General features: G+C 68.2%; 20 protein-coding genes. 11 read left to right on the forward strand and 9 right to left on the reverse strand.

Translation table 11 applies throughout. From position 1 onward, the window contains the following. Nucleotides 1–2 precede the first annotated feature (2 nt). The 4 genes from DIE08_RS02285 to DIE08_RS02300 are packed head-to-tail and all read right to left on the reverse strand — an operon-like array spanning nucleotide 3 to nucleotide 4,716. Nucleotides 3–1,712 (reverse strand): lactate permease LctP family transporter, encoded by a 1,710-nt coding sequence (locus DIE08_RS02285; RefSeq protein ID WP_124900911.1) that lies wholly within the window; start codon nucleotides 1,710–1,712, stop codon nucleotides 3–5. 51 nt (nucleotides 1,713–1,763) lie between these two features. Continuing rightward, on the reverse strand, nucleotides 1,764–3,209 hold the full coding sequence (locus DIE08_RS02290) for a LutB/LldF family L-lactate oxidation iron-sulfur protein (protein ID WP_124621277.1): 1,446 nt from the start codon (nucleotides 3,207–3,209) through the stop codon (nucleotides 1,764–1,766). Next, nucleotides 3,206–3,919, reverse strand: a complete 714-nt coding sequence (locus DIE08_RS02295) for an LUD domain-containing protein (RefSeq protein ID WP_124900912.1) — start codon at nucleotides 3,917–3,919, stop codon at nucleotides 3,206–3,208. Before DIE08_RS02295 ends, DIE08_RS02290 begins: the two co-directional genes overlap by 4 nt. Beyond that, the gene (locus DIE08_RS02300) at nucleotides 3,916–4,716 is read right to left on the reverse strand and encodes a (Fe-S)-binding protein (protein WP_059607703.1); all 801 of its coding nucleotides are present in this window, start codon (nucleotides 4,714–4,716) and stop codon (nucleotides 3,916–3,918) included. The genes DIE08_RS02295 and DIE08_RS02300 overlap by 4 nt, the downstream gene beginning before the upstream one ends. Nucleotides 4,717–4,848: 132 nt before the next feature. On the opposite strand from DIE08_RS02300, the gene DIE08_RS02305 reads away from it, so the two are divergent. From DIE08_RS02305 to DIE08_RS02325, 5 genes are all read left to right on the forward strand, one after another. Beyond that, nucleotides 4,849–5,565: a FadR/GntR family transcriptional regulator gene (locus tag DIE08_RS02305; protein ID WP_059607701.1), complete on the forward strand. Its 717-nt coding sequence runs from the start codon at nucleotides 4,849–4,851 to the stop codon at nucleotides 5,563–5,565. 226 nt (nucleotides 5,566–5,791) lie between these two features. Beyond that, complete coding sequence (locus DIE08_RS02310) at nucleotides 5,792–7,417, forward strand: phospholipase D family protein (protein ID WP_124900913.1); 1,626 nt, start codon at nucleotides 5,792–5,794, stop codon at nucleotides 7,415–7,417. Nucleotides 7,418–7,674: 257 nt separating this feature from the next. After that, nucleotides 7,675–8,448, forward strand: coding sequence for a class II aldolase/adducin family protein (locus DIE08_RS02315; RefSeq protein ID WP_059607698.1), 774 nt, complete (start codon nucleotides 7,675–7,677; stop codon nucleotides 8,446–8,448). A gap of 359 nt (nucleotides 8,449–8,807) precedes the next feature. Next, the gene (locus DIE08_RS02320; RefSeq protein WP_059607696.1) at nucleotides 8,808–9,242 is read left to right on the forward strand and encodes a CHRD domain-containing protein; all 435 of its coding nucleotides are present in this window, start codon (nucleotides 8,808–8,810) and stop codon (nucleotides 9,240–9,242) included. Nucleotides 9,243–9,332: 90 nt separating this feature from the next. Beyond that, nucleotides 9,333–10,295, forward strand: a complete 963-nt coding sequence (locus tag DIE08_RS02325) for an alpha/beta hydrolase (protein WP_124621283.1) — start codon at nucleotides 9,333–9,335, stop codon at nucleotides 10,293–10,295. Here DIE08_RS02325 and DIE08_RS02330 read toward each other — a convergent pair. After that, the gene (locus tag DIE08_RS02330; RefSeq protein ID WP_124900914.1) at nucleotides 10,265–11,107 is read right to left on the reverse strand and encodes an EcsC family protein; all 843 of its coding nucleotides are present in this window, start codon (nucleotides 11,105–11,107) and stop codon (nucleotides 10,265–10,267) included. The genes DIE08_RS02325 and DIE08_RS02330 overlap by 31 nt on opposite strands. 107 nt (nucleotides 11,108–11,214) lie before the next feature. On the opposite strand from DIE08_RS02330, the gene DIE08_RS02335 reads away from it, so the two are divergent. After that, a complete protein-coding gene (locus DIE08_RS02335; protein WP_059607690.1) occupies nucleotides 11,215–12,810 on the forward strand; it encodes an MDR family MFS transporter in 1,596 nt (531 codons plus the stop codon). Nucleotides 12,811–12,844: 34 nt separating this feature from the next. After that, the gene (locus DIE08_RS02340; RefSeq protein ID WP_059607688.1) at nucleotides 12,845–13,291 is read left to right on the forward strand and encodes a MarR family winged helix-turn-helix transcriptional regulator; all 447 of its coding nucleotides are present in this window, start codon (nucleotides 12,845–12,847) and stop codon (nucleotides 13,289–13,291) included. Between the two features lie 120 nt (nucleotides 13,292–13,411). Here DIE08_RS02340 and DIE08_RS02345 read toward each other — a convergent pair whose 3' ends face one another. Together DIE08_RS02345 and DIE08_RS02350 are read right to left on the reverse strand one after the other, a co-directional pair. Continuing rightward, the gene (locus DIE08_RS02345; protein WP_059607685.1) at nucleotides 13,412–13,993 is read right to left on the reverse strand and encodes a DJ-1/PfpI family protein; all 582 of its coding nucleotides are present in this window, start codon (nucleotides 13,991–13,993) and stop codon (nucleotides 13,412–13,414) included. Nucleotides 13,994–14,156: 163 nt separating this feature from the next. Next, on the reverse strand, nucleotides 14,157–15,437 hold the full coding sequence (locus tag DIE08_RS02350; RefSeq protein ID WP_059607683.1) for an amino acid deaminase: 1,281 nt from the start codon (nucleotides 15,435–15,437) through the stop codon (nucleotides 14,157–14,159). A gap of 119 nt (nucleotides 15,438–15,556) precedes the next feature. On the opposite strand from DIE08_RS02350, the gene DIE08_RS02355 reads away from it, so the two are divergent. The 3 genes from DIE08_RS02355 to DIE08_RS02365 all read left to right on the forward strand — a co-directional run bounded on the left by DIE08_RS02355 (nucleotide 15,557) and on the right by DIE08_RS02365 (nucleotide 18,487). After that, nucleotides 15,557–16,492, forward strand: a complete 936-nt coding sequence (locus tag DIE08_RS02355) for a MurR/RpiR family transcriptional regulator (protein WP_124900915.1) — start codon at nucleotides 15,557–15,559, stop codon at nucleotides 16,490–16,492. Nucleotides 16,493–16,494: 2 nt separating this feature from the next. After that, nucleotides 16,495–17,976 carry an amidohydrolase family protein gene (locus DIE08_RS02360; protein WP_124900916.1) on the forward strand — a complete coding sequence of 494 codons (1,482 nt, stop codon included), beginning with the start codon at nucleotides 16,495–16,497 and terminating at the stop codon, nucleotides 17,974–17,976. 124 nt (nucleotides 17,977–18,100) lie between these two features. Beyond that, nucleotides 18,101–18,487, forward strand: a complete 387-nt coding sequence (locus tag DIE08_RS02365; protein ID WP_006751946.1) for a RidA family protein — start codon at nucleotides 18,101–18,103, stop codon at nucleotides 18,485–18,487. A gap of 84 nt (nucleotides 18,488–18,571) precedes the next feature. On the opposite strand, the gene queF is transcribed toward DIE08_RS02365, so the two are convergent. Both queF and ilvA read right to left on the reverse strand, forming a co-directional pair. Then, nucleotides 18,572–19,396 carry an NADPH-dependent 7-cyano-7-deazaguanine reductase QueF gene (gene queF, locus DIE08_RS02370; protein WP_059607677.1) on the reverse strand — a complete coding sequence of 275 codons (825 nt, stop codon included), beginning with the start codon at nucleotides 19,394–19,396 and terminating at the stop codon, nucleotides 18,572–18,574. A 12-nt stretch (nucleotides 19,397–19,408) separates the two neighbouring features. After that, the gene (gene ilvA / locus DIE08_RS02375) at nucleotides 19,409–20,932 is read right to left on the reverse strand and encodes a threonine ammonia-lyase, biosynthetic (protein ID WP_059607674.1); all 1,524 of its coding nucleotides are present in this window, start codon (nucleotides 20,930–20,932) and stop codon (nucleotides 19,409–19,411) included. 575 nt (nucleotides 20,933–21,507) lie between these two features. On the opposite strand from ilvA, the gene DIE08_RS02385 reads away from it, so the two are divergent. Beyond that, nucleotides 21,508–25,533, forward strand: a complete 4,026-nt coding sequence (locus tag DIE08_RS02385) for a DUF3683 domain-containing protein (protein ID WP_059607673.1) — start codon at nucleotides 21,508–21,510, stop codon at nucleotides 25,531–25,533. Nucleotides 25,534–25,564: the final 31 nt, after the last annotated feature.

The following is a 25,564-nucleotide window of genomic DNA, read 5'->3' on the forward strand; positions in this document are numbered from 1 at the left end:
GCTTACGGCACCATCCCCGGCAGCACGTAGGCCTGCACGAGCGTGATCAGGCCGACGATCACCGCGAACAACAGGCTGTGGCGCACCGTGAAGCGGAACAGCTCCGATTCCTTGCCGACGCGGCCGGTCGCCGCGCATGCCACCGCGATCGACTGCGGCGAGATCATCTTCGCGGTCACGCCGCCCGTGGTGTTCGCGGCGACCGCGAGCGTCTCGGGCACGCCGAGCTGATGGGCTGTGGCTTGCTGCAGCGAGCAGAAGAGGGCGTTCGACGACGTGTCCGAGCCGGTCAGGAACACGCCGAGCCAGCCGAGGAACGGCGAGAAGAACGGGAACGCGGCGCCGGTCGCGGCCAGCATCAGCGCGAGCGTCGACGACATCCCCGAGTAATTCGCGACGAATGCGAACGCGAGCACGAGGCCGATCGACAGGATCGGGCGCGTGAGTTCCTTCAGCGTCTCGCCGAACGTGACGAGCGCGTCGCGCGGCTTCATCCGCAACAGCGCCATCGAGATCAGCGCGGTCACGAGGATCGCGCTGCCCACCGCCGACACCAGATCGATCTTCAGCACGGCGTCGAGCGCCTTCGGCGTCGCGGCGATCGGCGCGGTCTTCACGACGAGCTGGTCGAGCCCTGCCACATGGAACTTCAGCACGGTCGACGCGAGCGCGCCGTGCGCGGCGAACAGCGCCTTGAACGGCGCGATGCTCCACACGGTGACGACGGCCGTCAGGATCAGGAACGGCGACCACGCGCGCACGGTCTGTACGAGCGTGTACGGCGACGCCTGCCGGCTCGTGCCGGTGCCGCTAGCGCCGAACCTGCCCGCGCCGAACCCGGCCAGCGCCGCGCCGCCGCCCGACGCGACGACGCCGCCGGCCGGCTGCTGCGCGGTGCGCGGCTGCCACACCTTCAGGAACGTCGCGAGCGCGACGAGGCTGACGAGCGACGACGTGATGTCCGGCAGCTCGGGCCCGATGTGGTTCGACGTGAAGTACTGCGTGAGCGCGAAGCTGCCGCCCGCGACGAGCGCGGCCGGCCAGGTCTGCCGCACGCCGCGCAGCCCGTCCATCATGAACACGAGCCAGAACGGCACCGCGAGCGACAGCAGCGGCAGCTGGCGGCCGGCCATCGCGCCGATGTGGAACGGGTCGATGCCCGTCACCTGCCCGGCGACGATGATCGGGATGCCCATCGCGCCGAACGCGACCGGTGCGGTGTTTGCAATCAGACACAGTCCGGCCGCATGCAGCGGCTTGAAGCCGAGTCCGACGAGCAGCGCGGCCGTGATCGCGACGGGCGCGCCGAAGCCGGCCGCGCCTTCGAGGAACGCGCCGAACGAGAAGCCGATCAGCAGCATCTGCAGGCGCTGGTCGTCGGTGATCGACAGCACGGACGCGCGGATGATGTCGAACTGGCCGGTCTTCACGACGATCTTGTACAGGAACACGGCCGCGACGATGATCCACGCGATCGGCCACAGGCCGTACGCGAAGCCGAAGCCGGCGGCCGCGAGTGCCTGCGGCACGGGCATGCCGTAAGCGAGGATCGCGACGCCGAGCGCCAGCAGCAGCGTGATCGCGGCCGCGACGTGGCCCTTCATCCGCAACGCGGCGAGCGCGACGAAAAAGAAGATGATCGGGATCGCGGCGACGAACGCCGACAGCCCGAGGCTGCCGAGCGGGGTGTAGATCTGATGCCAAACCTGCATGGTTGTCTCCTCCATGGATTTCTATCGGTACGGGTTTGAAAGCGAGGTGGTCTATTCGGGCTGGCCGCGTGCGCGCAGCAGGTCGGACAGGCTGCGCGGCGCCGGTTCGAGCGGCGTGCGGTGCTGCGTCCAGCCCATCTGCTTCGCGGGCGTCAGCGCGCGCAGGCGTGTCGCCGTCCAGCGGAACGCGCGGTACGCGCGCGGATGCGCGAATGCGCCGGACCAGAAGCGCCACACGAGGTCTTCCGCGCGGTTGTAGTTCGCGCCCTGGCCGCGCAGCGGATGCGCGACGGGTTCGTCGGGCTTGCGGTTCGCCTCGGTGCGCAGCCGCACGAGCAGTTGCGGGATCGGGATCCGGACCGGGCACACCTCGCCGCATGCGCCGCACAGCGTCGACGCGGTCGGCAGGTCGGCCGTCGCGTCGAGGCCGAGCAGGTGCGGCGAGATGATCTTGCCGATCGGCCCCGGGTAGGTCGTCCCGTACGCGTGGCCGCCGATGCGCGTGTAGACGGGGCAGTGGTTCATGCACGCGCCGCAGCGGATGCACTGCAGCGTCGCGCGCAGTTGTTCGTCCGCGTAGGCCTGCGTGCGCCCGTTGTCGAGCAGCACGAGATGCAGTTCGCGCGGGCCGTCGCGTTCGCCGTCGCGGCGCGGGCCCGAGATCAGGTTGAAGTAGGTCGTGATCGCCTGGCCGGTGGCCGAGCGCGTGAGCAGGCTCGACAGCGGCACGATGTGCTCGAGTTTCTCGACGACCTTCTCGATGCCCATGATCGCGACATGCGTGTCGGGCACCGTCGTCGACAGGCGGCCGTTGCCTTCGTTCTCGACGAGCCACAGCGTGCCCGTGTCGGCCGCCGCGAAGTTCACGCCCGACAGGCCGATGTCGGCTTCCGCGAATGCGCGGCGCAGCGCGCGCCGGCCGGTCTGGATCAGCTCGTCGACGTCCTCCGTGTAGCGGGTGCCGGGGATGTGTTTCTCGAACAATCCGGCGATGTCGCCGCGCGTCTTGTGGATCGCCGGCATCACGATATGCGACGGCTTCTCGCCCGCGAGCTGCACGATGAACTCGCCCATGTCGGACTCGATGCAGTCGACGCCGTGATCCGCGAGGTAATGGTTGAGCTCGATTTCCTCGCTCGCCATCGACTTGCCCTTGATCACGCGGCGCGCCTTCTTCGCCTGCGCGATGCCGAGCACGATCGCGTTCGCGTCGGCGGCCGTCTCGGCCCAGTGCACGTGCACCCCGGCTGCCGTGAGCTTCGCCTCCAGCCGCTCGAGCAGCGCGGGCAGTTGCGCGAGCGCATGCTGCCGCACGGCTTCGCCGAGATCGCGCAGCTGCTGCAGCTCGGTGTCGTCGGGGAACTGGGTCGCGCGCTTGCCCTGCAGGAAGTCCATCGCGCCGCGAAAGCTGCGGCGCAGTGCGGGATCGTCGAGCGCGGCGCGCGCGCGGGCCTTGAAGTCGCCGGGGGCGACGAATTGCAGCGGTTGGTCGCTCATCGCGGCAGGTCCTGGCAGGCGGTTGCGGTCGGTTCAGTGACGATCACGACCCAGAGGTTGCGCGGCCCGTGTGCGCCATACGCGAGGGTCTGCTGGATGTCGGAGGTTTTCGACGGGTCCGACACCAGCACGACGTTGGTCGGCATGCCGGCGTGCCAGCGCTCCGCGTGCACGGCCGCGTGGAGGTCCGCGTGCAGCGTGTTCGCATGGACGAGCGCGACGTGCAGCGGCGGCACCAGCGACACCGTGCGCGGCGTGGCGGCATCGGGCGCGAGCACGATGGTGCCGGTTGCCGCGATGCCCGAGCGCGCGACGGTGAAGCCGGCGTCGATCGTGTCGAACAGTTCGGCTTTCCACACGTCGATCGGCCGGTCGAACGGCACCGGCGCGACCGCGTCGGGCAGCACGCGCGCGAGGGCAGCGGATTCGGCCCGGGCCGGGTCGAGCAGCAGGCGACGCACGCCGGCGTCGGCGAGCCGCGCGGCAAGCTGCGCGGGCCACGCATCGGCGGTGGCGCACCAGACGTCGGCGTGCGACGCGGCGAGTGCGGCCTGCATCGTCTGCGCGAGCGCATGGGAATCGGGGGCGACCGGTGCGCGGCGCGCCGCGTAATGCGAGTCGATGCGCGCATCGAGGGCGGGGGCGGCGTTCGCTGCGACGCCGGGCGCGGCGGCGCGCAGGCGTGCGAGGATCGTGTCGCGCGCGCTCATTGCGCGTCTCCGCGCAGCGAGCCGGCGCCTGCCGTGCGGCGCCACAGGAAGCTCGCGAGATGCTCGACGGGCAGCGTCGCGCCGGCCTTGGCCGCTGCGTGGCCGATGTTCAGCAGGCAGCCGCAGTCCGCCGACACGAGTCGGTCGCAGCCCGTCGCGCAGGCCGATGCGACCTTGTCGTGCACCATCGCGCCGGAGATGTCGGGGTGCTTCAGCGAGAACGTGCCGCCAAAGCCGCAGCATTCCGATTCGCGTTCGTGTTCGATGCGCGTGACGCCCGGCAGCGCGTCGACGAGCGCGACGCCGTGCACGCGCGTGCCCATTTCACGGCGGGCCGCGCACGACGTATGCAGCACCACGCGCTCGTCCGGGCCGGCGTTCGTGTCGATGCCGTCGAGCCGCACGTCGAGCACGTGGACGAGGAATTCGGCGAGTTCGTAGGTGCGCTCCGCGATCGCGCGCGCCTTGGGGCCGTGCACGGGGTCGTCGGCGAACAGGGCCGGCCAATGGTGCCGGATCATGCCCGCGCACGAGCCGGACGGAACGATCACGGGCCACGGCTCGGCGAACAGATCGAGCTGCGCGGCCGCGACGCCGTGCGCCTCGTCGGGATTGCCGCTGCTATAGGCCGGCTGCCCGCAGCAGCTCTGGCCGCGCGGATAGTGGACGGTCAGGCCTTCGCGTTCCAGCAGGCGGACCGCGTCGAGCCCGGCTTCGGGGACGAACAGGTCGACCAGGCAGGTCGCGAACAGATAGACGTGCGCGGGGGCGGCGGCGGGGTAGTGCCTTTCGTTCATGTCTCGCTCCAGGGGGCCGTCCCGGCAGGTGAATGCGGGACGACGATTTCGCTGCATAATTCCCGCGACGGCGCCGTAGCTCAAATTGGTTGGGCCAATCGGCACGGCGGGTATTCCGATGGAGAGACGGCGATGGCGGCGATGACGGCACGGGGCCGGACCGAAGTGGTGATGCGCAAGATCGAGACGGCGCTGCTCGACGGCACCTGGCCGGCCGGTGCGCGGCTGCCGGCCGAGCGCGTGCTCGCGCAGCAGTACGGCGTGGCGCGCAATACGGTGCGCGAGGCGACCCAGCGGCTCGTCGCGCGCGGGCTGCTGCAGAGCCGGCGCGGCGCGGGCGTGTACGTGACGGACCAGTTGCGCGCGGGCATTGCATCGCCGTGGGGCCAACTGGTCGCCGACCACCCGGCGCTGCGCGACGACATACTCGAATTCCGTCGCGTGCTCGAAGGCGCGACCGCGTATTTCGCCGCGCTGCGCGCGGATGCGAACGATCGGCGCCGGATCCGTACGCTGCTGCGCGAGCTCGAGACCGCGCACGCGAACGACGACGCGGCCGTCGAGGCATCGACCGACGCGAAGCTGCACGAGGCGATCGCGCTGGCGTCGCACAACACGATGTTCCTGCACCTGCACACGAGCGTGATCGGGATGCTGCGCGAGCACATCTCGATCAACGTCGCGGGGATGACGACGCACGACGAGCAGGCGTCCGAGCTGCTGTTGCTGCAGCACCGGGTGGTCTGCGAGGCGATCTGCGCGCACCGGCCCGAGGAGGCGCGCACCGCGATGCAGACCCATATCGACTATGTGCGCAGCCACTTCGAGCGAAGCGGCGATACGCCCTGAGATTGGTTGGACCATGGGTGCCGCAGGCCTGTCCGGCGGCCGAGCCGCGGGCTGCCGTTCCTGGATGCCCTCGCCGGCGGCGCGCGTAGCGGTTGCACGGCGCCGCATGCGCGAGCCGCGCGATTGACCGGTTCATCGGGCGCCCACTAGAATCGACCGGAGCCACCCGTCAGCCGCACGCTGCGGCGTTTGCGGACCCGTTGATCCGCCTGTCGAGGAAGTTTCCGTGCTTACGTCTTTGATCCGGCGCGCGCCGGCCGCGCTGTCGTGGCGCGCCGCCTGCCGCCCGGCCCGTGCGCTCGCCGTCTGCGCGCTGCTGTCGCTGGTCGCCGCCTGCGCGACGCATCCGCCCGCCACCACGCTCGATCGCCCCGTCTCGCACGCATTGCCGACCGATACCGCGACGCCGCTGCGCAACGCGCTGGCCGCGCCGGAAGCGGCGCATCCGGGGCAATCGGGCTTCCGGCTGTTGCCCGACGGCGCGACCGCGCTGCAGATGCGCATCGCGCTCGCGCGCGCGGCGACGAAGACGCTCGACATGCAGTACTACATCGCGACCGAGGACACGACCGGCAAACTGCTGCTCGGCGCGGCGCTGTATGCGGCCGATCGCGGCGTGCGTGTACGGATGCTGGTCGACGACCTGAATTTCCGCGACATCGACCGCGTCATGGCCGCGCTGAATACGCACCCGAAGATCGAGATTCGCGTGTTCAACCCGTTCGGCGCGTCGCGGTACGGAATGATCGAGCGCACGGCCAACTCCCTGACGCGAATCGACAGGTTTACGCGGCGGATGCACAACAAGGCGATGATCGCGGACAACCAGATCGCGATCGTCGGCGGCCGCAATCTCGGCGACGAATACTTCAGCGCGAGCCCGACGCTGCAGTTCCGCGATCTCGACGTGCTCGCGGCCGGCCCCGTGACGAACGACATCTCGACGAGCTTCGACGACTACTGGGCAAGCGCGAGCAGCTATCCGCTGCGGGTGCTGAATCATCAGACGTTCGATCCGAAGGATCTCGACGCGATGCGCGACGAGCTGCGCGACCACTGGCGCAAGAACGCAGATCCGTACAACGCGAAGCCGCTGAACGCGACGCCGCTCGCGCAGCAGATCGCGCGCGACGAGCTCGAGCTCGTGTGGGCGCCCGCCGAATTCAAGGTCGACGCACCGGACAAGGTCATGCGTCCGACCGACGCGTACGTGAGCCCGCCGATGCAGCGCCTCGTCGAACTGACGCGCGGCGCGCAGCAGGAATTTCTCGCGTTTTCGCCGTATTTCGTGCCGCACGACGCGGGTGTGAAGATCCTCGGCGACACGACCGCGCGCGGCGTGCGCGTCGCGATCCTGACCAATTCGCTCGCCGCGACCGACGCGGTCGCCGTACAGGCCGGCTACGCGCCGTACCGCGTGCCGCTGCTGCTTCACGGTGTCGAACTGTACGAATTCAAGGCGCGGCCGAACTCGCCGCGTGCGGGCCTGTTCGGCTCACGCTCGCGCGCGAGCCTGCATGCGAAGGCGTATGTGATCGACCGCAAGATCCTCGTGATCGGCTCGTTGAACCTCGATCCGCGTTCCGCGCACCTGAATACGGAACTCGCGCTCGTGATCCACAGCCCGACGATCGCGCAGCAGGCCGCGACGATCTTCGCGCGCGTGACGCAGCCCGACGAAAGCTACCGCGTGAGCCTCGCGACGCCGGCGGGCGGAGGCACGCCCGAACTCGTGTGGACCGGCACCGACAACGACGAACCGGCCACCTATCACGTCGATCCGCATGCCGGGCTGATGCGCAACCTGATGACCGGCCTCTTCATGCTGCTGCCGGTCGACGACCAGTTGTAAGGGCCGGAACGGCTCGGGCCAAACCCGCGATACCGGCGCGCGGGGAAAGGTGATATGGTTGTGCGCGCAACGATATTCGTATCGTGACGGGTGCCGTCTGACGGCTCGCGCAATGCGGGCCGCGGCGGTGCCGAACGACGCAGCGCACGCGCACGCGCCTGCGCTTGACGCACCGGCGCGCTGCGTGCGCCGCCAGGAGACGAGGGACGTTGCGCGAGCCGCCCGCGCGGCCGCCGCGCCCGCAACCGGAGTGCCCCATGCAACGTGTACCGAACCAGCCGTTCACGCGTCCCGCCCGCTTTTCCGAAGCCGAATGGCAGGCGCGCGTGCAGCTCGCGGCCGCCTACCGGATCTTCGACCATCTCGGCTGGACCGAGCTGATCTACAACCATATCTCGCTGCGCGTGCCGGGTGAGGACGGCCATTTCCTGATCAATCCGTTCGGGCTCCATTACCGCGAGGTATGCGCGTCGAACCTCGTGAAGATCGACATCGACGGCAACGTGACCGGCCATTCCGACTGGCCGATCAATCCGGCCGGCTTCACGTTCCACAGCGCGATCCATGCGGCGCTGCCCGACGCGCACTGCGTGATGCACGTGCACACGACGCCGACGATGGCCGTGTGCTGCTCGCGCGACGGGCTGTCGTTCTCGAACTTCTATTCGGCGCAGTTGTACGGGAAGATCGCGTATCACGACTTCGAGGGCATCACCGTGCATCTGGAGGAGGGGCGGCGCATCGTCGAGAGCGCCGGCGGGCGGCCCGTGCTGCTGCTGCGCAACCATGGGCCCGTGACGATCGGCGCGACGCTCGCGCAGACCTTCTCGTTGATGTGGCTGCTCAATCGCGCGTGCGAGGTGCAGGTCGCGACCCACGCGATCGGCGACGCACTGCCGATCGCGCCGCCGGTGCTCGAGGGCTGCGTGCGCGATTCGCTCAACTTCGATCCGAAGCACGGCGCGGGGCAGGACGCATTCGACGCGTTGCAGCGCATCGTCGATCGGATCGATCCGGGCTATCGCGCGTGAGGGCGCGGTGTCTGCGACGTCGGACTCGATCGCCGCGGCGACAATTGATTCGTGATGCTTGACGGCCCGCGAAGCGGAGCGTGCCCGACGATGCGTGCACGCCACCCGGGCACGGGCAAAAAAAACGCGGCCGGATGGCCGCGTGAATACTCGCAGACTCCTTCGGACGAAGGAAACAAGCAACTGTGAGACGAAGTGTAGCGAAAGGCCGCGTGCGGATTCAGGGCTCCCGCTGCAAAGGTCTCTTCCAGGTTCCGTCAGGCTGGCGAGCGACGCAGCGGTGCCGGATCGGCGGCGATCGACTACCATCATGGAACGTCCCCGTCCGGGCGGCGTACCCCGTCGTACAAGGAGGATTCATGCCGAAGCTGCGTTTGCTCCAGGTGGCGTTGCTCGCGGGCGTCCTGGCCGCCGGCAGTGCCGCCGCCGAAACGGTGCGCCTGTCCGCCAGCCTGCAGCCGTCGAGCGAAGTGCCGCCCACCGCGACCAAGGGCGCCGGCGCCGTCGATGCGACCTACGACACGGCCACCCACATGCTGCAGTGGACGGTGACTTACGAACACCTCACGGGGCCGGCTACCGCCGCGCATTTCCACGGGCCCGCGCCGGTCGGCCAGAACGCCGGCGTGCAGGTACCGATCCCGAAGGACGCGCTCGCGAGCCCGATCAAGGGCTCGAAGGAGCTCACCGACTCGCAAGTGACCGACCTGATGGGCGGCAAGTGGTACTTCAACGTGCACACGAAGGAGCATCCGTCCGGCGAGATCCGCGGCCAGATGATGCCGGCGAACTGAGGCCGGCGTTTGATATAGAGGCTCCCGTCGAGCAGCGCGGCGACGATCGCACGTACCATCGTCACACTGCGACGACGGAGTGGGTGTTCGATGAGTTGGCAAAGCAAGTTCGCGTGCTGGCTGCTGCGCTGGCAGTTTCGTCCCGAGACCACGCGCCCGGTGCTCGATCCTGCCCGCGCGCGGCGCTTTACCGACCTGAGAATGATCGTGCCGCGTCGCGCGCCGTCGGGCTACCGGCTGCGCGAATGCTACGGTCCCGGCGACGCGCCGCTGCGCGGCGAATGGCTCGAGCGCACCGATGCGGTCGCCGCTCGCGGGCCCGGCCGCACGCTGCTGTACTTCCACGGCGGCGGCTACTACTTCTGTTCGACGAAGACCCATCGGCCGCTCGTGTTCGGCCTCACGAAGCGCGCGGGCGTGCGCTCGTTCTCGCTCGACTACCGGCTCGCGCCCGAGAACCGCTTCCCGGCCGCGCTCGACGACGCGCTGGCCGCGTACCGGCAATTGCTCGCGCTCGGCACGCCGCCCGAGTCAATCGTGTTCGGCGGCGATTCGGCGGGCGGAGGCCTCGCGCTCGCGACGCTCGTCGCGCTGCGCGATCGCGGCGAGCCGTTGCCGGCCGGCGCGATCCTGTTCTCGCCGTGGACCGACCTGGCCGGCACCGGCGACACGATGCGCAGCAACGACGGCCTCGACCCGATGTTCGCGGCTGCGGCGCTGCCGAAGGCAGCGAAGCTGTATCTCGGAGACGAATCGGCGACGCATCCGTACGCGTCGCCGCTCTATGCGGACTTCACGGGGCTGCCGCCGCTCTTCATCCAGGCCGGCAGCACCGAGGTGCTCCTCGACGATTCACGCCGTGTCGCCGACAACGCGAAGGCGGCCGGCGTGCCGGTGGAGATCGAGGTGTGGCCCGACATGCCGCACGTGTGGCAGCTGTACACGCCGATGGTGCCGGAGTCGCGCGACGCGCTCGACCGTGCGGCCGCGTTCCTGCGCCGCGTCGCGGTCGAGCGGGCGGTTCAGCGCGTGGGCGAGCCGTCGATCGCCTGATACGCGGCCTGCACGGCGACCGGGCCGTACTTGCGCTCGAGCCGGCGCACGGTGAAGTGGCCGTGCGCCATCTGCTGGAAGTGGTCGATGAACAGCGTGTTGACGGTCGCGCCGAGCACCGCGCCGATCGCCGGGATCGACTTCGCGGCCATCTGCTCGGTGACCTGTAACGAAAAGCGTGATGCCACTGTCTGCACGAGCTTGAACACCGCCGCCGAGCTGTGCGCGGCGATCCCTTTCGTCGTGATGTCGGACGACGCCTTCGAAATCGCCTGCGCGAGCGCGCCGCGCAGCACGAAATAGCCGAGATCGGCGTCCTCTTCCCGCTTGTCCGCGTTGCCGCCCATGCCGAGCACGGCCAGGCACTGCAACTGCGTATCCACCGAGCCCAGGTCCTCGCCCTCGCTGCGCGCGATGTCGCACACCGAGCGGAAGATCAGCGTGGTCGTCACCGGCAGCTCGACCGGCAGCGCGAGGAAACCGAACGCGCCGCCCGCCGCGCCGGTCGTCGCGACCGCGAGCTTGTGCAGCAGGTTGCTCGGCTTGTCCGGCTCGGCATCGGGCGTCTGCGGCTTGCCGAGCGTGCGCAGCGCGATGTTCAGGCACTTGCGCAGCGCAAGCTGCGTCGCGTCGTTGATCTTGCCGGTCGCGAAGTCGGGCAGCCGTGCGATCATCTTCTCGACTGGCGCGCCCAGCACGCCCGTCAGCTTCATCGTCAGCGACGGGCTTTCCAGCACCTGTTTCGCGCGCCGCAAGGCGTCCTGGTCGTCCGGCGACAGCGTCGCGGCAGGCGTGATTGAAATCGGTTCCATCTTTCTCCCTGGCGGCCATAGGCCCCAAATCCGTCGCCAGCCTAGATTACTCCGGCGTGCTAGAATTTTGAGATTGTTTGACTCGTCAAAAGTTGCATCAACAAAAAATGGCCGTCCATACTGCCGCCCACCATTCGAGCGGGCAAGTCCTGCCGTTCCGTGAATCGCTGCTGGCGATGATCGGGATTTCGTTCGTCACCATGCTCGTCGCGCTCGACCAGACGGTCGTCGGCACCGCGTTGCCGACCATCGTCGCCGAGCTCAAGGGGTTCGACCTGTATGCGTGGGTTGCGACCTCGTATCTGCTCAGTTCCGTGATCACCGTGCCGATCTTCGGCCGGCTCGGCGACTATTACGGCCGCAAGCCGTTCGTGATCGTGTCGATCGTCGTGTTCACCGGCGCGTCGGTGCTGTGCGGGATGGCCAACGACATGCTGTTCCTGGTGCTGGCGCGCGGCCTGCAGGGGATCGGCGGCGGGATGCTGGTCGGCACCGCGTTCGCGTGCATTCCGGACCTGTTTCCCGATTCCGTCGTGCGGCTGCGCTGGCAGGTATTGATGAGCTCCGCGTTCGGCATTGCGAACGCGGTCGGGCCGTCGCTCGGCGGGATTCTGACCCAGTCGTTCGGCTGGCGCTCGGTGTTCTACGTCAACCTGCCGGTCGGCCTGCTGTCGCTGTTCTTCGTGTGGCGCTACCTGCCGCATCTGCGCCATGTCGAGCACGACCGCAAGATGCAGCTCGACTGGCCCGGCGCGCTGCTGATCGCGCTGTCGCTCGGCGCGCTCCAGCTGTTCGTCGAATGGCTGCCGAAGTATGGCGTCATGAGCTGGGCGTCGCTGCTGCTGGTCGTCGCGGTCGGCGCCGGCGTCGGCCTGTGGCATTGGGAAAAGCGCTGCACGCAGCCGATTCTGCCGTTCGACATGTTCGGCAACCGCGCGCTGTCGGCGCTGTTCGTGCTCGCGATCCTTGCCGGTTTCTCGATGTTCTCGCTGCTGTTCTACGCGCCGCTGCTGTTCCAGGGCGGCTTCGGAATGTCGCCGAAGGAGGCGGGGCTCGTGATCACGCCGCTCGTCGTGTTCATCACGATCGGCAGCATCATGAACGGCCGCGTCGTCACGCGCATCCGCAATCCGAATACGATGCTGCACGTCGGTTTCGTGCTGTTCGCGATCGCGTGCGCGGGCATCGTCGTGTCGACGCACACGACGCCGACCTGGGTGCTGATGGCGCTGATGGTCGCCGGCGGCATCGGCCTCGGCTTCGTGCTGCCGAACCTCACCGTGTTCGCGCAGCAGACGGCCGGCCGCGAGCACCTCGGCATCGCGACGGCGCTGCTGCAGTCGCTGCGGATGGTCGGCGGGATGATCGGCACCGCGCTGACGGGCACGCTGGTCAACCAGATGTATTCGAGCGGCGTGCGCGATGCGTTGTCGGGCGACCACGCGCTGCAGTGGCACGCGCAACTCGCCGATCCGCAGATCCTGATCGACCGCGCCGCGCAGGGTGGTCTCGTCGCGGAACTGACCCGCGCCGGGCATAATGGCGCGCTGCTGCTGGAAGCGGCCCGCGAATCGCTGGTCGGCGCGATTCACCTGGGGGTCGCGATGGCGGCCGTCGTCGCCGTGGTGTCGGTGTGGCAGTGTCGCCGCGTGCCGCCGATCGCGCTGCGGCGCAAGATCGAACCGCATGTCGCGGCCGATTGAACGATTCACCGATTGAACGAGTAGACATCAGCGCATGGAAGAACAGGACCGCGTCGCGATCTTGCAGCAATTCGGACGCACGTATCGCGCATTCATGAGCGCGTTCGAAACGCACGTCGGGCAGCCGATGCCCCGCTGGCGCATCATGGTCGCGCTGCACACGATGGGCGGGCATTCGTCGCAGAAGAAGCTCGTCGAGGTGTTGCGCATCGATCCGGGCGCGCTCACGCGCCAGCTGAAATCGCTCGACGCGCTCGGCTGGATCGAGCGCGCGTCCGACGCCCGCGACAACCGCGTGACCAACGTCACGCTGACCGAAGACGGCCGCGCCGCGTTCGACGCGTGCCTGCCGCGCCGCAAGGCGTTTCTCGACCAGACGATGGCGCAACTGCCGGACGACGTGCTGACCGCGCTGTCGGGTGCGCTGGCGATGCTGGAGTCGCGGATTGCGGAAGTCGGCTCGACGCCGGCGCAGCACTGAACGGCCGGGCGGAAGCGGCACGACGGGGCGCGCCCCGTCGACCGATCCTGACCGGCACGGCATGCGGGTGGCGCGAACCCGCCGCTGGCCGGCGTTTCACTTCATTTCATTCAGCTTCGTCTACAGCTCGATGCGCGTGCCCAGCAACGTGAGGAACTGCGCGAGCCATGCCGGATGCGCGGGCCACGCGGGTGCGGTGACGAACGGCGCGTCGGTCACGGCCGCATCGACCGGGATGTCCGCGTACTCGCCGCCCGCGAGCTTCACTTCCGGCGCGCAGGCCGGGTAGGCCGAGATGCGCTTGCCGCGGATCACGTCGGCGGCCGCGAGCAGCTGCGCCGCATGGCAGATCGCGGCGATCGGCTTGCCGGCTTCGGCGAACGCGCGCACCAGCGCGATCACCTTCGCATCGAGACGCAGGTACTCGGGCGCGCGGCCGCCCGCGATCGCGAGCGCGTCGTAGGCCGACGCATCGACATCGTCGAACGTCGCGTTCAGCGTGAAGTTGTGGCCGGGCTTTTCGGTGTAGGTCTGGTCGCCCTCGAAATCGTGGATCGCGGTCTTGACCTTGTCGCCCGCGCGCTTGCCCGGGCAGACCGCATCGACGTGATGGCCGACGGCCTGCAGCGCCTGGAACGGCACCATCGTTTCGTAGTCTTCGGCGAAATCGCCGGTCAGGAACAGGATCTTCTTCGCGGCCATGGCTTTCTCCATTCAACAGCGTTGAGGGCCCGTTCGCGCCGCATACGGCAGACGGCGCTGCGGCGGCGAAGCGGCCCCGAGGACGAAAGCGCAGTGTACTCCGGCCGCTTGAAGCGCGCGTGACGGCCGCCCCGCGCGGCGGCAGGGCGGTGTGCGCGGAGCTTCAGAAGAAGGTTTCGACGACTTCCGTCACGCGGAACTGCGGATCGAGGACGAGCAGCTGGCGCCACTTGTCGAACGTCAGGCACGGGTGCGAGATGTCGAACGCGACCATGTCGCCGACCTTCACGTCCGCGCCCGGCGGGATCTGCAGGTACGCGTGCTGGTCCATCATCCCGGTGACGGCCCAGCCTTCGCTCGCGGCGACATCGCGCGGCGCGCTGTCGCGGCCCGGGCGGAAGTGGCGCGCCGGCTCGGGCAGGCCCGCGTCGAACGCCGCGTCGCGCTTGCCGAGCGCGATGATCGCGCGATCCTGCTCGGGCACCGACTGCACGTACGCCCACAGCTGCAGCGCCGGCAGCAGCCCTTCGCCCATCCTGCGGGCGATCGGGTTGCGCGCGAACACGTCGGTCTGCGCCTTCTTGTAGATGCCGACGTCGTGCGTCAGGTAGCAGCCCGGACGCAGCACGACTTCCGCGAAACCGGCGTCGGATGCCTTCGCGAATTCCTCCGCGACCACGTCGTACCACGCCGACCCGGCGCCCGACAGGATCGCCGGCGTGCGCGCGAAACGGCCGGCTTCGGCCAGCTCTCGCGTGAGCGCGACCGCGTCCTGCAGGAACGTGCGGATCTCGCCTTCCTCCTTCAGCACGCCTTCGTAGAGTTCGATGCCGGCCAGCTTCAGCGTGTCCGGATAGCGCGCGATTGCGTCGAGCACGGCCTGGCGTTGCGCGGCGTCGCGCACACCGGCGCGGCCGCCTGGCACGCCGAGCTCGAGCAGGACGTTCAGCGTCTTCTTCGCGTCGCCGAAGAAACGGCCGAGCTGGTCGACGCCGTCGGCCGAATCGACGAGGCAGAAGAATTCGAACTCGGGATCGGACAGCAGCTGAGCGATGATCGTCATGTTCTGGCGGCCGACCAGCTGGTTCGCGAGCAGCACGCGCCGTACGCCGCCGTGATACGCGGCCTGCGTCTGGTGCGCGGTCGCGAGCGTGATGCCCCATGCGCCGGCGTCGAGCTGGCGGCGGAACAGTTGCGGCGCCATCGTCGTCTTGCCGTGTGGCGCGAACTTCACGCCGTACTGCTGGACGAACGCCTGCATCCAGTTCAGATTGTGTTCGATGCGATCCGCGTACAGCACGGCGGCCGGCAGGCTGACGTCCTCCGCAAGCAGGTTCCACTCGAGGCGGCCCGCGTCGTCGAGCGGCACGCTCGCGCTCGGCAGGTTGCCGAGGCCCTTGCCCAACGGATTGATTGTCGGTTCCTGATAGTTTGTAACTTTCATGTCATCCCGCTCCATCATCACTATGCATTGCACTGAAGTTGACACGCAGATGGTACAGAAAGTAGCATCTGCGCGGTGATGTTATTTAGTAACATGAGGCGCCACACACTTTTCAGCAGATGAATTCGCACGCTACCCCGTCCGCTCCGTTCGCAGCCGAGCAACCGGCTTCGGTCGCCCAGCCGGTCCTCGACATCGTCGCGCGGATTGCCGAATGTGCGCCCGAGTTGCGCGAGGCCGAACGCAAGGTCGCCGCATTCATCCTCGCCGATCTCGCGCGCGCCGCGCATGCGAGCATCGGCGCGCTCGCGCGCGACGCGGAAGTCAGTGTCGCGACGGTCACGCGTTTCGCAAAGGCGGTGGGCTGCCGCGACGTGCGCGAACTGAAGGTGCTCGTCGCGCAGGCGGCGGCCGTCGGCCAGCGCTTTCTCGTGCCGGCTGATGAGCATCCGGAAGAAGACGCGAGCCCCGCATCGGTCGTCTACGACGAAATCCGCGTGGCACTCGCGCACAACCACCAGTTGCTGCGCAACACGTCGTTCGACGCGGCGGCCGACCTGCTCGCCGGCGCGAAGATGATCTACGTGTACGGGCAGGGCGGCGGCTCGACGGCGCTCGCCGACGAATTGCGCTTTCGGCTCGTGCGCTTCGGCCGGCCGGTCGCGACCTACCAGGACAGCCTGCTGCAGCGGATGGTGTCGGCAACGCTGTCGCGCGACGCCGTGGTCGTCGCGCTGTCGGTGAGCGGGCGCGTGCCCGAGCTGCTCGAGAGCTGCCGTCTCGCGAAGCGCTACGGCGCGAAGCTGATCGCGATCACCGCGCCGGCTTCGCCGCTCGCGAAGCTCGCCGACCACCTGATCCCGGTCGTCGCGTTCGAAACCGATTTCATTTACAAGCCTTCGACATCGCGCTACGCGATGATGATGGCGATCGACGTGCTCGTCACCGGCGTCGCATTGCGGCTCGGCGATGCGGGCCGAGAATCGCTGCGCCGCATCAAGCATGCGCTCGATGCGCACCGCGGCGGCGGAGACCGTCAACCGGTAGGAGACTGACCATGCATTCGCATCCCGAAGCCGCCGATACGCTGATCGTCGGCGCGCAGCTGTACGACGGCACCGGCGCGCCGCCCGTCACGCGCGACGTCGCGATCCGCAACGGCGTGATCGCGGCGATCGGCAATCTGTCGAACTGGCTTGCCGAGACCGTCGTCGATGCGAACGGCCGCGCGCTCGCGCCGGGCTTTGTCGACGTGCACACGCACGACGACACGCACGTGATCCGCGCGCCGGCGATGCTGCCGAAGATCTCGCAGGGTGTGACGACGGTGATCGTCGGCAACTGCGGGATCAGCGCGTCGCCGGTGACGCTCGCGGGCGATCCGCCCGACCCGATGAACCTGCTCGGCGAGCGCGGCGCGTTCCAGTACCCGACCTTCGCCGCCTATGTCGCGGCCGTGAACGACGCGCGTCCGGCCGTGAACGTCGCGGCGCTCGTCGGGCACACCGCGCTGCGCAACAACCAGATGGACCGCCTCGATCGCGCGGCGACCGACGGCGAAATCGCCGGCATGCGCGCGCAGCTCGAGGAGGCGCTCGCGAACGGCGCGCTCGGGCTGTCGTCGGGCCTCGCGTACGGCTCCGCGTTCGCGGCGCCGACCGAAGAGGTGATGGCGCTCGCCGAGCCGCTCGCGAACGCGGGCGCGCTTTACACGACGCACATGCGCACCGAGTTCGACGCGATCCTCGACGCGATGGAAGAGGCGTACCAGGTCGGCCGCCATGCGCGCGTGCCGGTCGTGATCTCGCACCTGAAGTGCGCGGGTCCGTCGAACTGGGGGCGCAGCACGGAAGTGCTCGCGTCGCTCGAAGGCGCGCGCCGCTACCAGCCGGTCGGCTGCGACTGCTATCCGTACAGCCGCAGCTCGTCGACGCTCGATCTGAAGCAGGTGACGGGCGACATCGACATCACGATCACGTGGTCGGAGCCGCACCCGGAGGTGGCGGGCAAGCTGCTGAAGGCGATCGCGGCCGACTGGGGCGTGACCGAGCAGGAAGCCGCGCAACGCATCCGCCCGGCGGGCGCCGTGTACCACAACATGTCCGAGGACGACGTGCGGCGGATCCTGTCGCATCCGGCGACGATGGTCGGCTCCGACGGCCTGCCGAACGATCCGCTGCCGCATCCGCGGCTGTGGGGCGCATTCCCGCGTGTGCTCGGCCACTACGTGCGCGACACGAACCTGCTGCCGCTCGAGGAGGCGATCCGCAAGATGACGTCGCTGTCCGCGCGCCGCTACGGGATCGCGCGGCGCGGCGAAGTGCATGTCGGCTACCACGCGGATCTCGTGCTGTTCGATCCGGCGCGTGTGATCGATGCCGCGACGTTCGAGAAGCCGCAGCAGCCCGCGCACGGGATCGACGCGGTGTGGGTGAACGGCGTGCTCACGTATGAAAACGGCCAGCCGACCGGCGAGCGCGCCGGCGGCTTCGTCGCGCGCGGCGAGCGCGTGCCGGCGAGTGCCGACGCCGCGTTCTGAGCGCGGTCGTCGTTCCGATCTGCCGCGCGTGCCGTCGTCGGTGCGCGCATCCGCAACCGTGCGTTGCATGGGCCGGAGCCAGCGCTGACGCGCGGGCTGCGGTCGACATACAAGGAGTGAAACGATGAAGCGATATGGCGTGGGCGAAGCGAAGGGCACGGGCGGCCAGGTGATGCCGTTTGCACGTGCGGTCGAGGCCGATGGCTGGCTGTACGTGTCGGGCCAGACGCCGATGGTGAACGGCGAGGTCGTCGAAGGCGGCATCGTCACGCAGTCGAAGCAGACGATCGAGAACGTGATCGCGATCCTGAAGGAAGCCGGCTACGGCCTCGAGCACGTCGTGCGCTGCGGCGTGTGGCTCGACGACGCGCGCGATTTCGCATCGTTCAACAAGGTGTTCGTGTCGTACTTCGGCGAACATCCGCCGGCACGCGCATGCGTGCAGTCGAGCATGGTCATCGACTGCAAGGTCGAAGTCGACTGCATCGCTTACAAGGCGCCGGCGAAGTAACGCACCCGCGCAATCCCCTGCGCACAGTGAAACAGCCCCGTCGACGCGAGCCGGCGGGGCTGTTTCGTTTCCGGCGGGTCGGTGTTACTGCCGCGCGGTCCGCGCGTTGTCCGGCATCGGCTGGTTGTAGTTGGTGCGGAACGGATTGATGTCGAGCCCGCCGCGGCGCGTATAGCGCGCATAGACGGCGAGCTTCACCGGTTTGCACGCATGCAGGATGTCGAGGAAGATGCGCTCGACGCACTGCTCGTGAAAGCCCGTGTGGTTGCGGAACGAGATGATGTAGCGCAGCAGCCCCGCGTGATCGATCTGCGGCCCGACGTAGTGAATTTGCACGCTGCCCCAGTCGGGCTGGCCGGTGACCGGGCAGTTCGAGCGCAGCAGATCGGACACGAGCGTTTCCTCGACCGGCGCTTCGTCCTCGGCCGCCGACAGCAGCGACGGATCGGGTTCGTACACGTCGGTGTCGAGGTCGAGCCGGTCGAGCGACAGCCCGTCGAGCTCTTCCATCTCGAGCTTGCCGAAATCGTGCGCCGACACGAGCTGCACCGAGACGCTCGCGCCGCATGCGGCCGAGACGTCGCGCTTGAGCGTGTCGCGCACCGCGTCGATCGAGTCGAACTTCGACTGCGCGAACGAGCCGAGATACAGCTTGAACGACTTCGATTCGACGATGTTCGGCGATTCGGCCGGCACGTAGAAGGTCGCGACCGCGACTTGCGGCTTGCCGCGCGCATTCAGCCACGACAGCTCGTAGGCGTTCCAGATGTCGGTGCCGAAGAACGGCAGCGCGGCCGTGATGCCGAGCTGCTCGCGAGCGCCCGCGCGCGGGATCGGGAACAGCAGCGACGCGTCGTACTGGGCTGCGTAGACGGTGGCCTTGCCGAGCGGGGAGTGTTCGGGATTCATTGCGCGAAGCCTTTACGACAGGAAGAGGCGGTAAGCCGGATTGGCGCTCTCTTCGACATATGGATAGCCGAGCGCCGCGAGGAAGCGTTCGAATTCGGCGCGATCGGCCTGCGGCACCTGCAGCCCGACGAGGATCGAGCTGTAGTCCGCGCCCTGGTTGCGGTAGTGGAACAGGCTGATGTTCCAGTCCGGCGCCATCGACGACAGGAACTTCATCAGCGCGCCCGGCCGCTCCGGGAATTCGAAGCGGAACAGGCGTTCGTCGAGCGCAAGCGGCGAGCGGCCGCCCACCATGTAGCGGATGTGTTCCTTCGACAACTCGTCGTGCGTCAGGTCGACGGTCTTGAAGCCGTGCGACTCGAAGTTCGCGGCGATCTCGGCGGATTCGTCACGCCGCTTGATCTGCACGCCGACGAAGATGTGCGCGGATTGCGCATCGGCGATCCGGTAGTTGAACTCGGTCACGTTGCGGTCGCCCACGAGCGAGCAGAAGCGCTTGAAGCTGCCGCGCTCCTCGGGGATCGTGACGGCGAACACGGCTTCGCGCGCCTCGCCGACTTCCGCGCGTTCGGCAACGAAGCGCATCCGGTCGAAGTTCATGTTCGCGCCGGACGTGACCGCGACGAGCGTCTGGTTCTCGATGCCTTCGCGCTCCGCGTAGCGTTTCGCGCCCGCGACCGCGAGCGCGCCGGACGGTTCGAGCACGCTGCGCGTATCCTGGAACACGTCCTTGATCGCCGCGCACAGCGCGTCGGTGTCGACCGTCAGCACGCCGTCGAGGAATTCGCGGCAGAGCCGGAAGGTTTCCTCGCCGACGAGCTTCACCGCGGTGCCGTCCGCGAACAGGCCGACCTCGCTCAGCTCGACGCGCTCGCCCTTCTGCAGCGACTGCGCCATTGCGCATGAATCCTCGGCCTGCACGCCGAACACCTTGATTTCCGGCCGCACCGCCTTGACGTAGGCCGCCACGCCGGCCGCGAGCCCGCCGCCGCCGATCGGCACGAAGATCGCGTGAATCGGCCCCTGGTGCTGACGCAGGATTTCCATCGCGATCGTGCCCTGGCCGGCGATCACGTACGGATCGTCGAACGGATGGACGAACGTGAGGTCGCGCTCCGCCTGCACCTTGACCGCGTGCGCGTAAGCATCGCTGTACGACTCGCCCGCCTGGATCACCTCGACGCTCGGGCCGCCGTGCGCGCGCACCGCGTCCACTTTCACCTGCGGTGTCGTGATGGGCACGACGATCACCGCCTTGACGCCCATCCGTGCCGCCGAGAACGCGACGCCCTGTGCGTGGTTGCCGGCCGATGCGGTAATCACGCCGCGCGCGAGCGCGTCGGCCGGAATGTGCGCCATCTTGTTGTACGCGCCGCGCAGCTTGAACGAGAACACCGGCTGGTTGTCCTCGCGCTTCAGGTAGACGGGGTTGCGCAGTCGGGCCGACAGGTTGCGGGCGGATTCGAGTTCCGTCTCGAGCGCGACGTCGTAGACGCGCGCGGTAAGGATTTTCTTCAGGTAATCGTGGGATGCCATGGGCGCTCGCGTGCAGTGCGGAAGCAGACGGTAAAGGATCAATGATAGCGCCAAGGGTCCGTCCGCACGCAAGCGGCATGCCGGGCATACGGTCGCGGAACCGCGCCGGCGGGCATGTTTGCCGCTCGGAGTGTTCTTTTTTACCGGTTTAACCGCATGGTTACCGACCGGACGGACGGCGAATGCGGGCGCGAAATCGCGCCGAAGCATGCCCGGCGCGGGTTGCGGCGAAAGCCCCACGCGCTGTCCGGCGTCTCACGGGCGGGCCGATCATGGGTTAGAATTCCGTTTTGAATCAAGGATCGGAAGATGCAGAGGCACCCTCGGATCGCCCCGTTGAAGCCGACGCCGCGCGCAGCCAGCCCCGCGGCGGAGCGGCATGCGCGCCGCGCGCGATCGTGCTGATGGCTCCGAGTGCCGCCAGGCCCCGCCGGCCCGGAACGGTGAGTTCAGACCCGCTCCGGCCCCATGCGAGATAGTCGCGCGCCTGGCACCAGAACAGATTTCCCCAAGATTGCGCCCACGCGCTTGCCGACGCCCGTGCACGGGGTATCGGCCCTCCGAGTCGTCCGAACATGAACGCACCACAAGTTTTCGATCCGAATGGCGCGGCCGCCGCCGTCGCCGCCGACCCCGCGCCCCGTCTGCGCGAGATTCCCTACAACTACACGTCCTTCTCCGACCGCGAGATCGTGATCCGTCTGCTCGGCGAGGAGGCGTGGTCGGTGCTCGACGAGCTGCGTGCCGAACGCCGCACGGGCCGCTCGGCACGGATGCTGTACGAAGTGCTCGGCGATATCTGGGTCGTGCGCCGCAACCCGTACCTGCAGGATGACCTGCTCGACAACCCGAAGCGCCGCGCGCTGCTGATCGAGGCGCTGAATCACCGCCTGACCGAGATCGGCAAGCGCCGTCGCGCCGACCTGACCGAGCACCGCGACGACGCGGGCCGCGAACGTGCGGGACGCGTCGAGATGCTCGAAGCCGCCGCGCAGCGCGCGGTCAACGAGTTCGCCGACGAATTCGAGAAAATGGCCGACCTGCGCCGCCGCGCGACCAAGGCGCTCGGCCGCTGCACGCAGAAGGACAACATCCGCTTCGACGGGCTGTCGCGCGTGTCGCACGTCACCGACGCGACCGACTGGCGCGTCGAATACCCGTTCGTCGTGCTGACCCCCGATACCGAAGCCGAGATCGCCGGCCTCATCAAGGCCTGCTTCGAGCTCGGCCTCACCGTGATCCCGCGCGGCGGCGGCACCGGCTACACGGGCGGCGCGGTGCCGCTCACGCCGTTCTCCGCGGTGATCAATACCGAGAAGCTCGAACAGCTCGGCGCGGTCGAGCTGACCGAGCTGCCGGGTGTCGCGCACAAGGTGCCGACGATCTTCTCCGGTGCGGGCGTCGTCACGCGCCGCGTGACCGAGGCGGCCGAGGCGGCCGGCTACGTGTTCGCGGTCGATCCGACCTCGCTGGACGCATCGTGCATCGGCGGCAACGTCGCGATGAACGCCGGCGGCAAGAAGGCCGTGCTGTGGGGCACCGCGCTCGACAACCTGGCCTGGTGGCGGATGGTCGACCCGGACGGCAACTGGCTCGAAGTCACGCGCCACGAGCACAACCAGGGCAAGATCCACGACATCGCGGTCGCGCGTTTCGAGCTGAAGTGGTTCGACGGCGCGTACGCGCCGGGCGAGAAGCTGCTGAAGAGCGAGATGCTCGAAATCGAAGGCCGCCGGTTCCGCAAGGAAGGCCTCGGCAAGGACGTCACCGACAAGTTCCTCGCCGGCCTGCCGGGCGTGCAGAAGGAAGGCTGCGACGGGCTGATCACGTCCGCGCGCTGGGTGCTGCACAAGATGCCCGCGCACACGCGCACCGTCTGTCTCGAATTCTTCGGCCAGGCGCGCGAGGCGATCCCGAGCATCGTCGAGATCAAGGATTACCTGTTCGAGACGTCGAAGCAGGGCGGCGCGATTCTCGCGGGCCTCGAGCACCTCGACGAGCGCTATCTGCGCGCGGTCGGCTACGCGACCAAGAGCAAGCGCAACGCATTCCCCAAGATGGTGCTGATCGGCGACATTGTCGGCGATGACGCCGATGCGGTCGCGCACGCGACGTCCGAAGTGATCCGGATGGCGAACGGCAAGAGCGGCGAAGGCTTCGTCGCGATCAGCGCGGAGGCGCGCAAGCGCTTCTGGCTCGACCGCAGCCGCACGGCCGCGATCGCGAAGCACACGAACGCGTTCAAGATCAACGAGGACGTCGTCATCCCGCTGAACCGGATGGGCGAGTACACCGACGGCATCGAGCGGATCAACATCGAGCTGTCGCTGAAGAACAAGCTGCAGCTGGTCGACGCGCTCGAAGCGTTCTTCCGCGCCGGCAACCTGCCGCTCGGCAAGACCGACGACGCGAATGAAATCCCGAGCGCCGAACTGCTCGAGGATCGCGTGCAACAGGCGCTGGAGCTGCTCAAGCGCGTGCGTGCGCGCTGGGAATTCGTGCGCGACCGGCTCGACCAGCCGCTGCGCGAGGCGCAGCACTATCTCGTGCAGCTCGGCTACGAGGCGCTCGCCGAGAAGTTCGCCGATCGGGCGGACGATCAGCCGGGCGCGACCGTGTTCCACGTCACGCAGGACCGCACGGTGCGCATCTCGTGGAAGCAGGAGATCCGCGCGGAGCTGCGCGCGATCTTCAACGGCGGCGCGTTCAAGCAGATCCTCGACGAGGCGCAGGCGATCCACAAGCAGGTGCTGCGCGGGCGCGTGTTCGTCGCGCTGCACATGCACGCGGGCGACGGCAACGTTCACACGAACCTGCCGGTCAACTCCGACAACTACGAGATGCTGCAGGACGCGCACGCGGCGGTCGCGCGCATCATGACGCTCGCGCGTTCGCTCGACGGCGTGATCTCCGGCGAACACGGCATCGGCATCACGAAGCTCGAGTTCCTGACCGACGACGAGATCGCCGAGTTCCGCGCGTACAAGCAGCGCGTCGACCCGAACGGCCGCTTCAACAAGGGCAAGCTGCTCGAAGGCGCCGACCTGCGCAACGCTTATACGCCGAGCTTCGGGCTGATGGGCTACGAGTCGCTGATCATGCAGCAGTCCGACATCGGCGCGATCGCCGATTCGGTGAAGGACTGCCTGCGCTGCGGCAAGTGCAAGCCGGTGTGCGCGACGCACGTGCCGCGCGCGAACCTGCTGTACAGCCCGCGCAACAAGATTCTCGCGACCTCGCTGCTGGTCGAGGCGTTCCTGTATGAAGAACAGACGCGCCGCGGCGTGTCGATCAAGCACTGGGACGAGTTCAACGACGTGGCCGACCACTGCACGGTGTGCCACAAGTGCGCAACGCCGTGCCCGGTGAAGATCGACTTCGGCGACGTCACGATGAACATGCGCAACCTGTTGCGCAAGATGGGCAAGAAGAAATTCAACGCCGGCAATGCGGCGGGCATGTTCTTCCTGAACGCGACCAATCCGCAGACGATCAACGCCGCGCGCAGCGTGATGATGGGCGTCGGCTACAAGGTGCAGCGCTTCGCGAACGACATGCTGAAGAAGGTCGTGACGAAGCAGACGCAGCACCCGCCGGCGACGGTCGGCAAGCCGCCCGTGGTCGAGCAGGTGATCCACTTCGTCAACAAGAAGATGCCGGGCAACCTGCCGAAGAAGACGGCGCGCGCGCTGCTCGACATCGAGGACAACAAGATCGTGCCGATCATCCGCAACCCGAAGTCGACGACCGTCGATTCGGAAGCGGTGTTCTACTTCCCGGGCTGCGGCTCCGAGCGCCTGTTCTCGCAGGTCGGACTGGCTACGCAGGCGATGCTGTGGGAGGCGGGCGTGCAGACCGTGCTGCCGCCGGGCTACCTGTGCTGCGGCTATCCGCAGCGCGGCTCGGGGCAGTACGACAAGGCCGAGAAGATCGTCACCGACAACCGCGTGCTGTTCCACCGGGTCGCGAACACGCTGAACTACCTCGACATCAAGACGGTGGTCGTGTCGTGCGGCACCTGCTACGACCAGCTCGCCGGCTACGAATTCGACAAGATCTTCCCGGGCTGCCGGATCATCGACATCCACGAGTTCCTGCTCGAGAAGGGGATGAAGCTCGACGGCGTGACGGGCACGCGCTACATGTATCACGACCCGTGCCACACGCCGATCAAGACGATGGACCCGGTCAAGCTCGTCAACGAGCTGATGGGCACGGAGAAGGACGGCTACAAGATCGAGAAGAACGACCGTTGCTGCGGCGAATCGGGCACGCTCGCGGTCACGCGCCCGGACGTGTCGACGCAGGTCCGCTTCCGCAAGGAAGAAGAGATCCGCAAGGGTGCCGCGAAGCTGCGCAGCATCCCGGTCGTCGCCGACGGCGCGAGCGCACCGGCGCCGGCCGCGAACGGCGGCCCGGACGTGAAGATCCTGACGAGCTGCCCGTCGTGCCTGCAGGGGCTGTCGCGCTACAACGAGGATGCGAACATCGAGGCCGACTACATCGTGGTCGAGATCGCGCGCCAGGTGCTCGGCGAGAACTGGATGGCCGACTATGTCGCACACGCGAACAATGGCGGGATCGAGCGCGTGCTGGTCTAATGCGGGCATGACGACCGCCCGGCCGGGCCAA

The sequence above is a fragment of the Burkholderia sp. Bp9004 genome (genome assembly GCF_003858025.1).
In the GTDB taxonomy this organism is placed as follows: Bacteria; Pseudomonadota; Gammaproteobacteria; order Burkholderiales; family Burkholderiaceae; genus Burkholderia; species Burkholderia diffusa.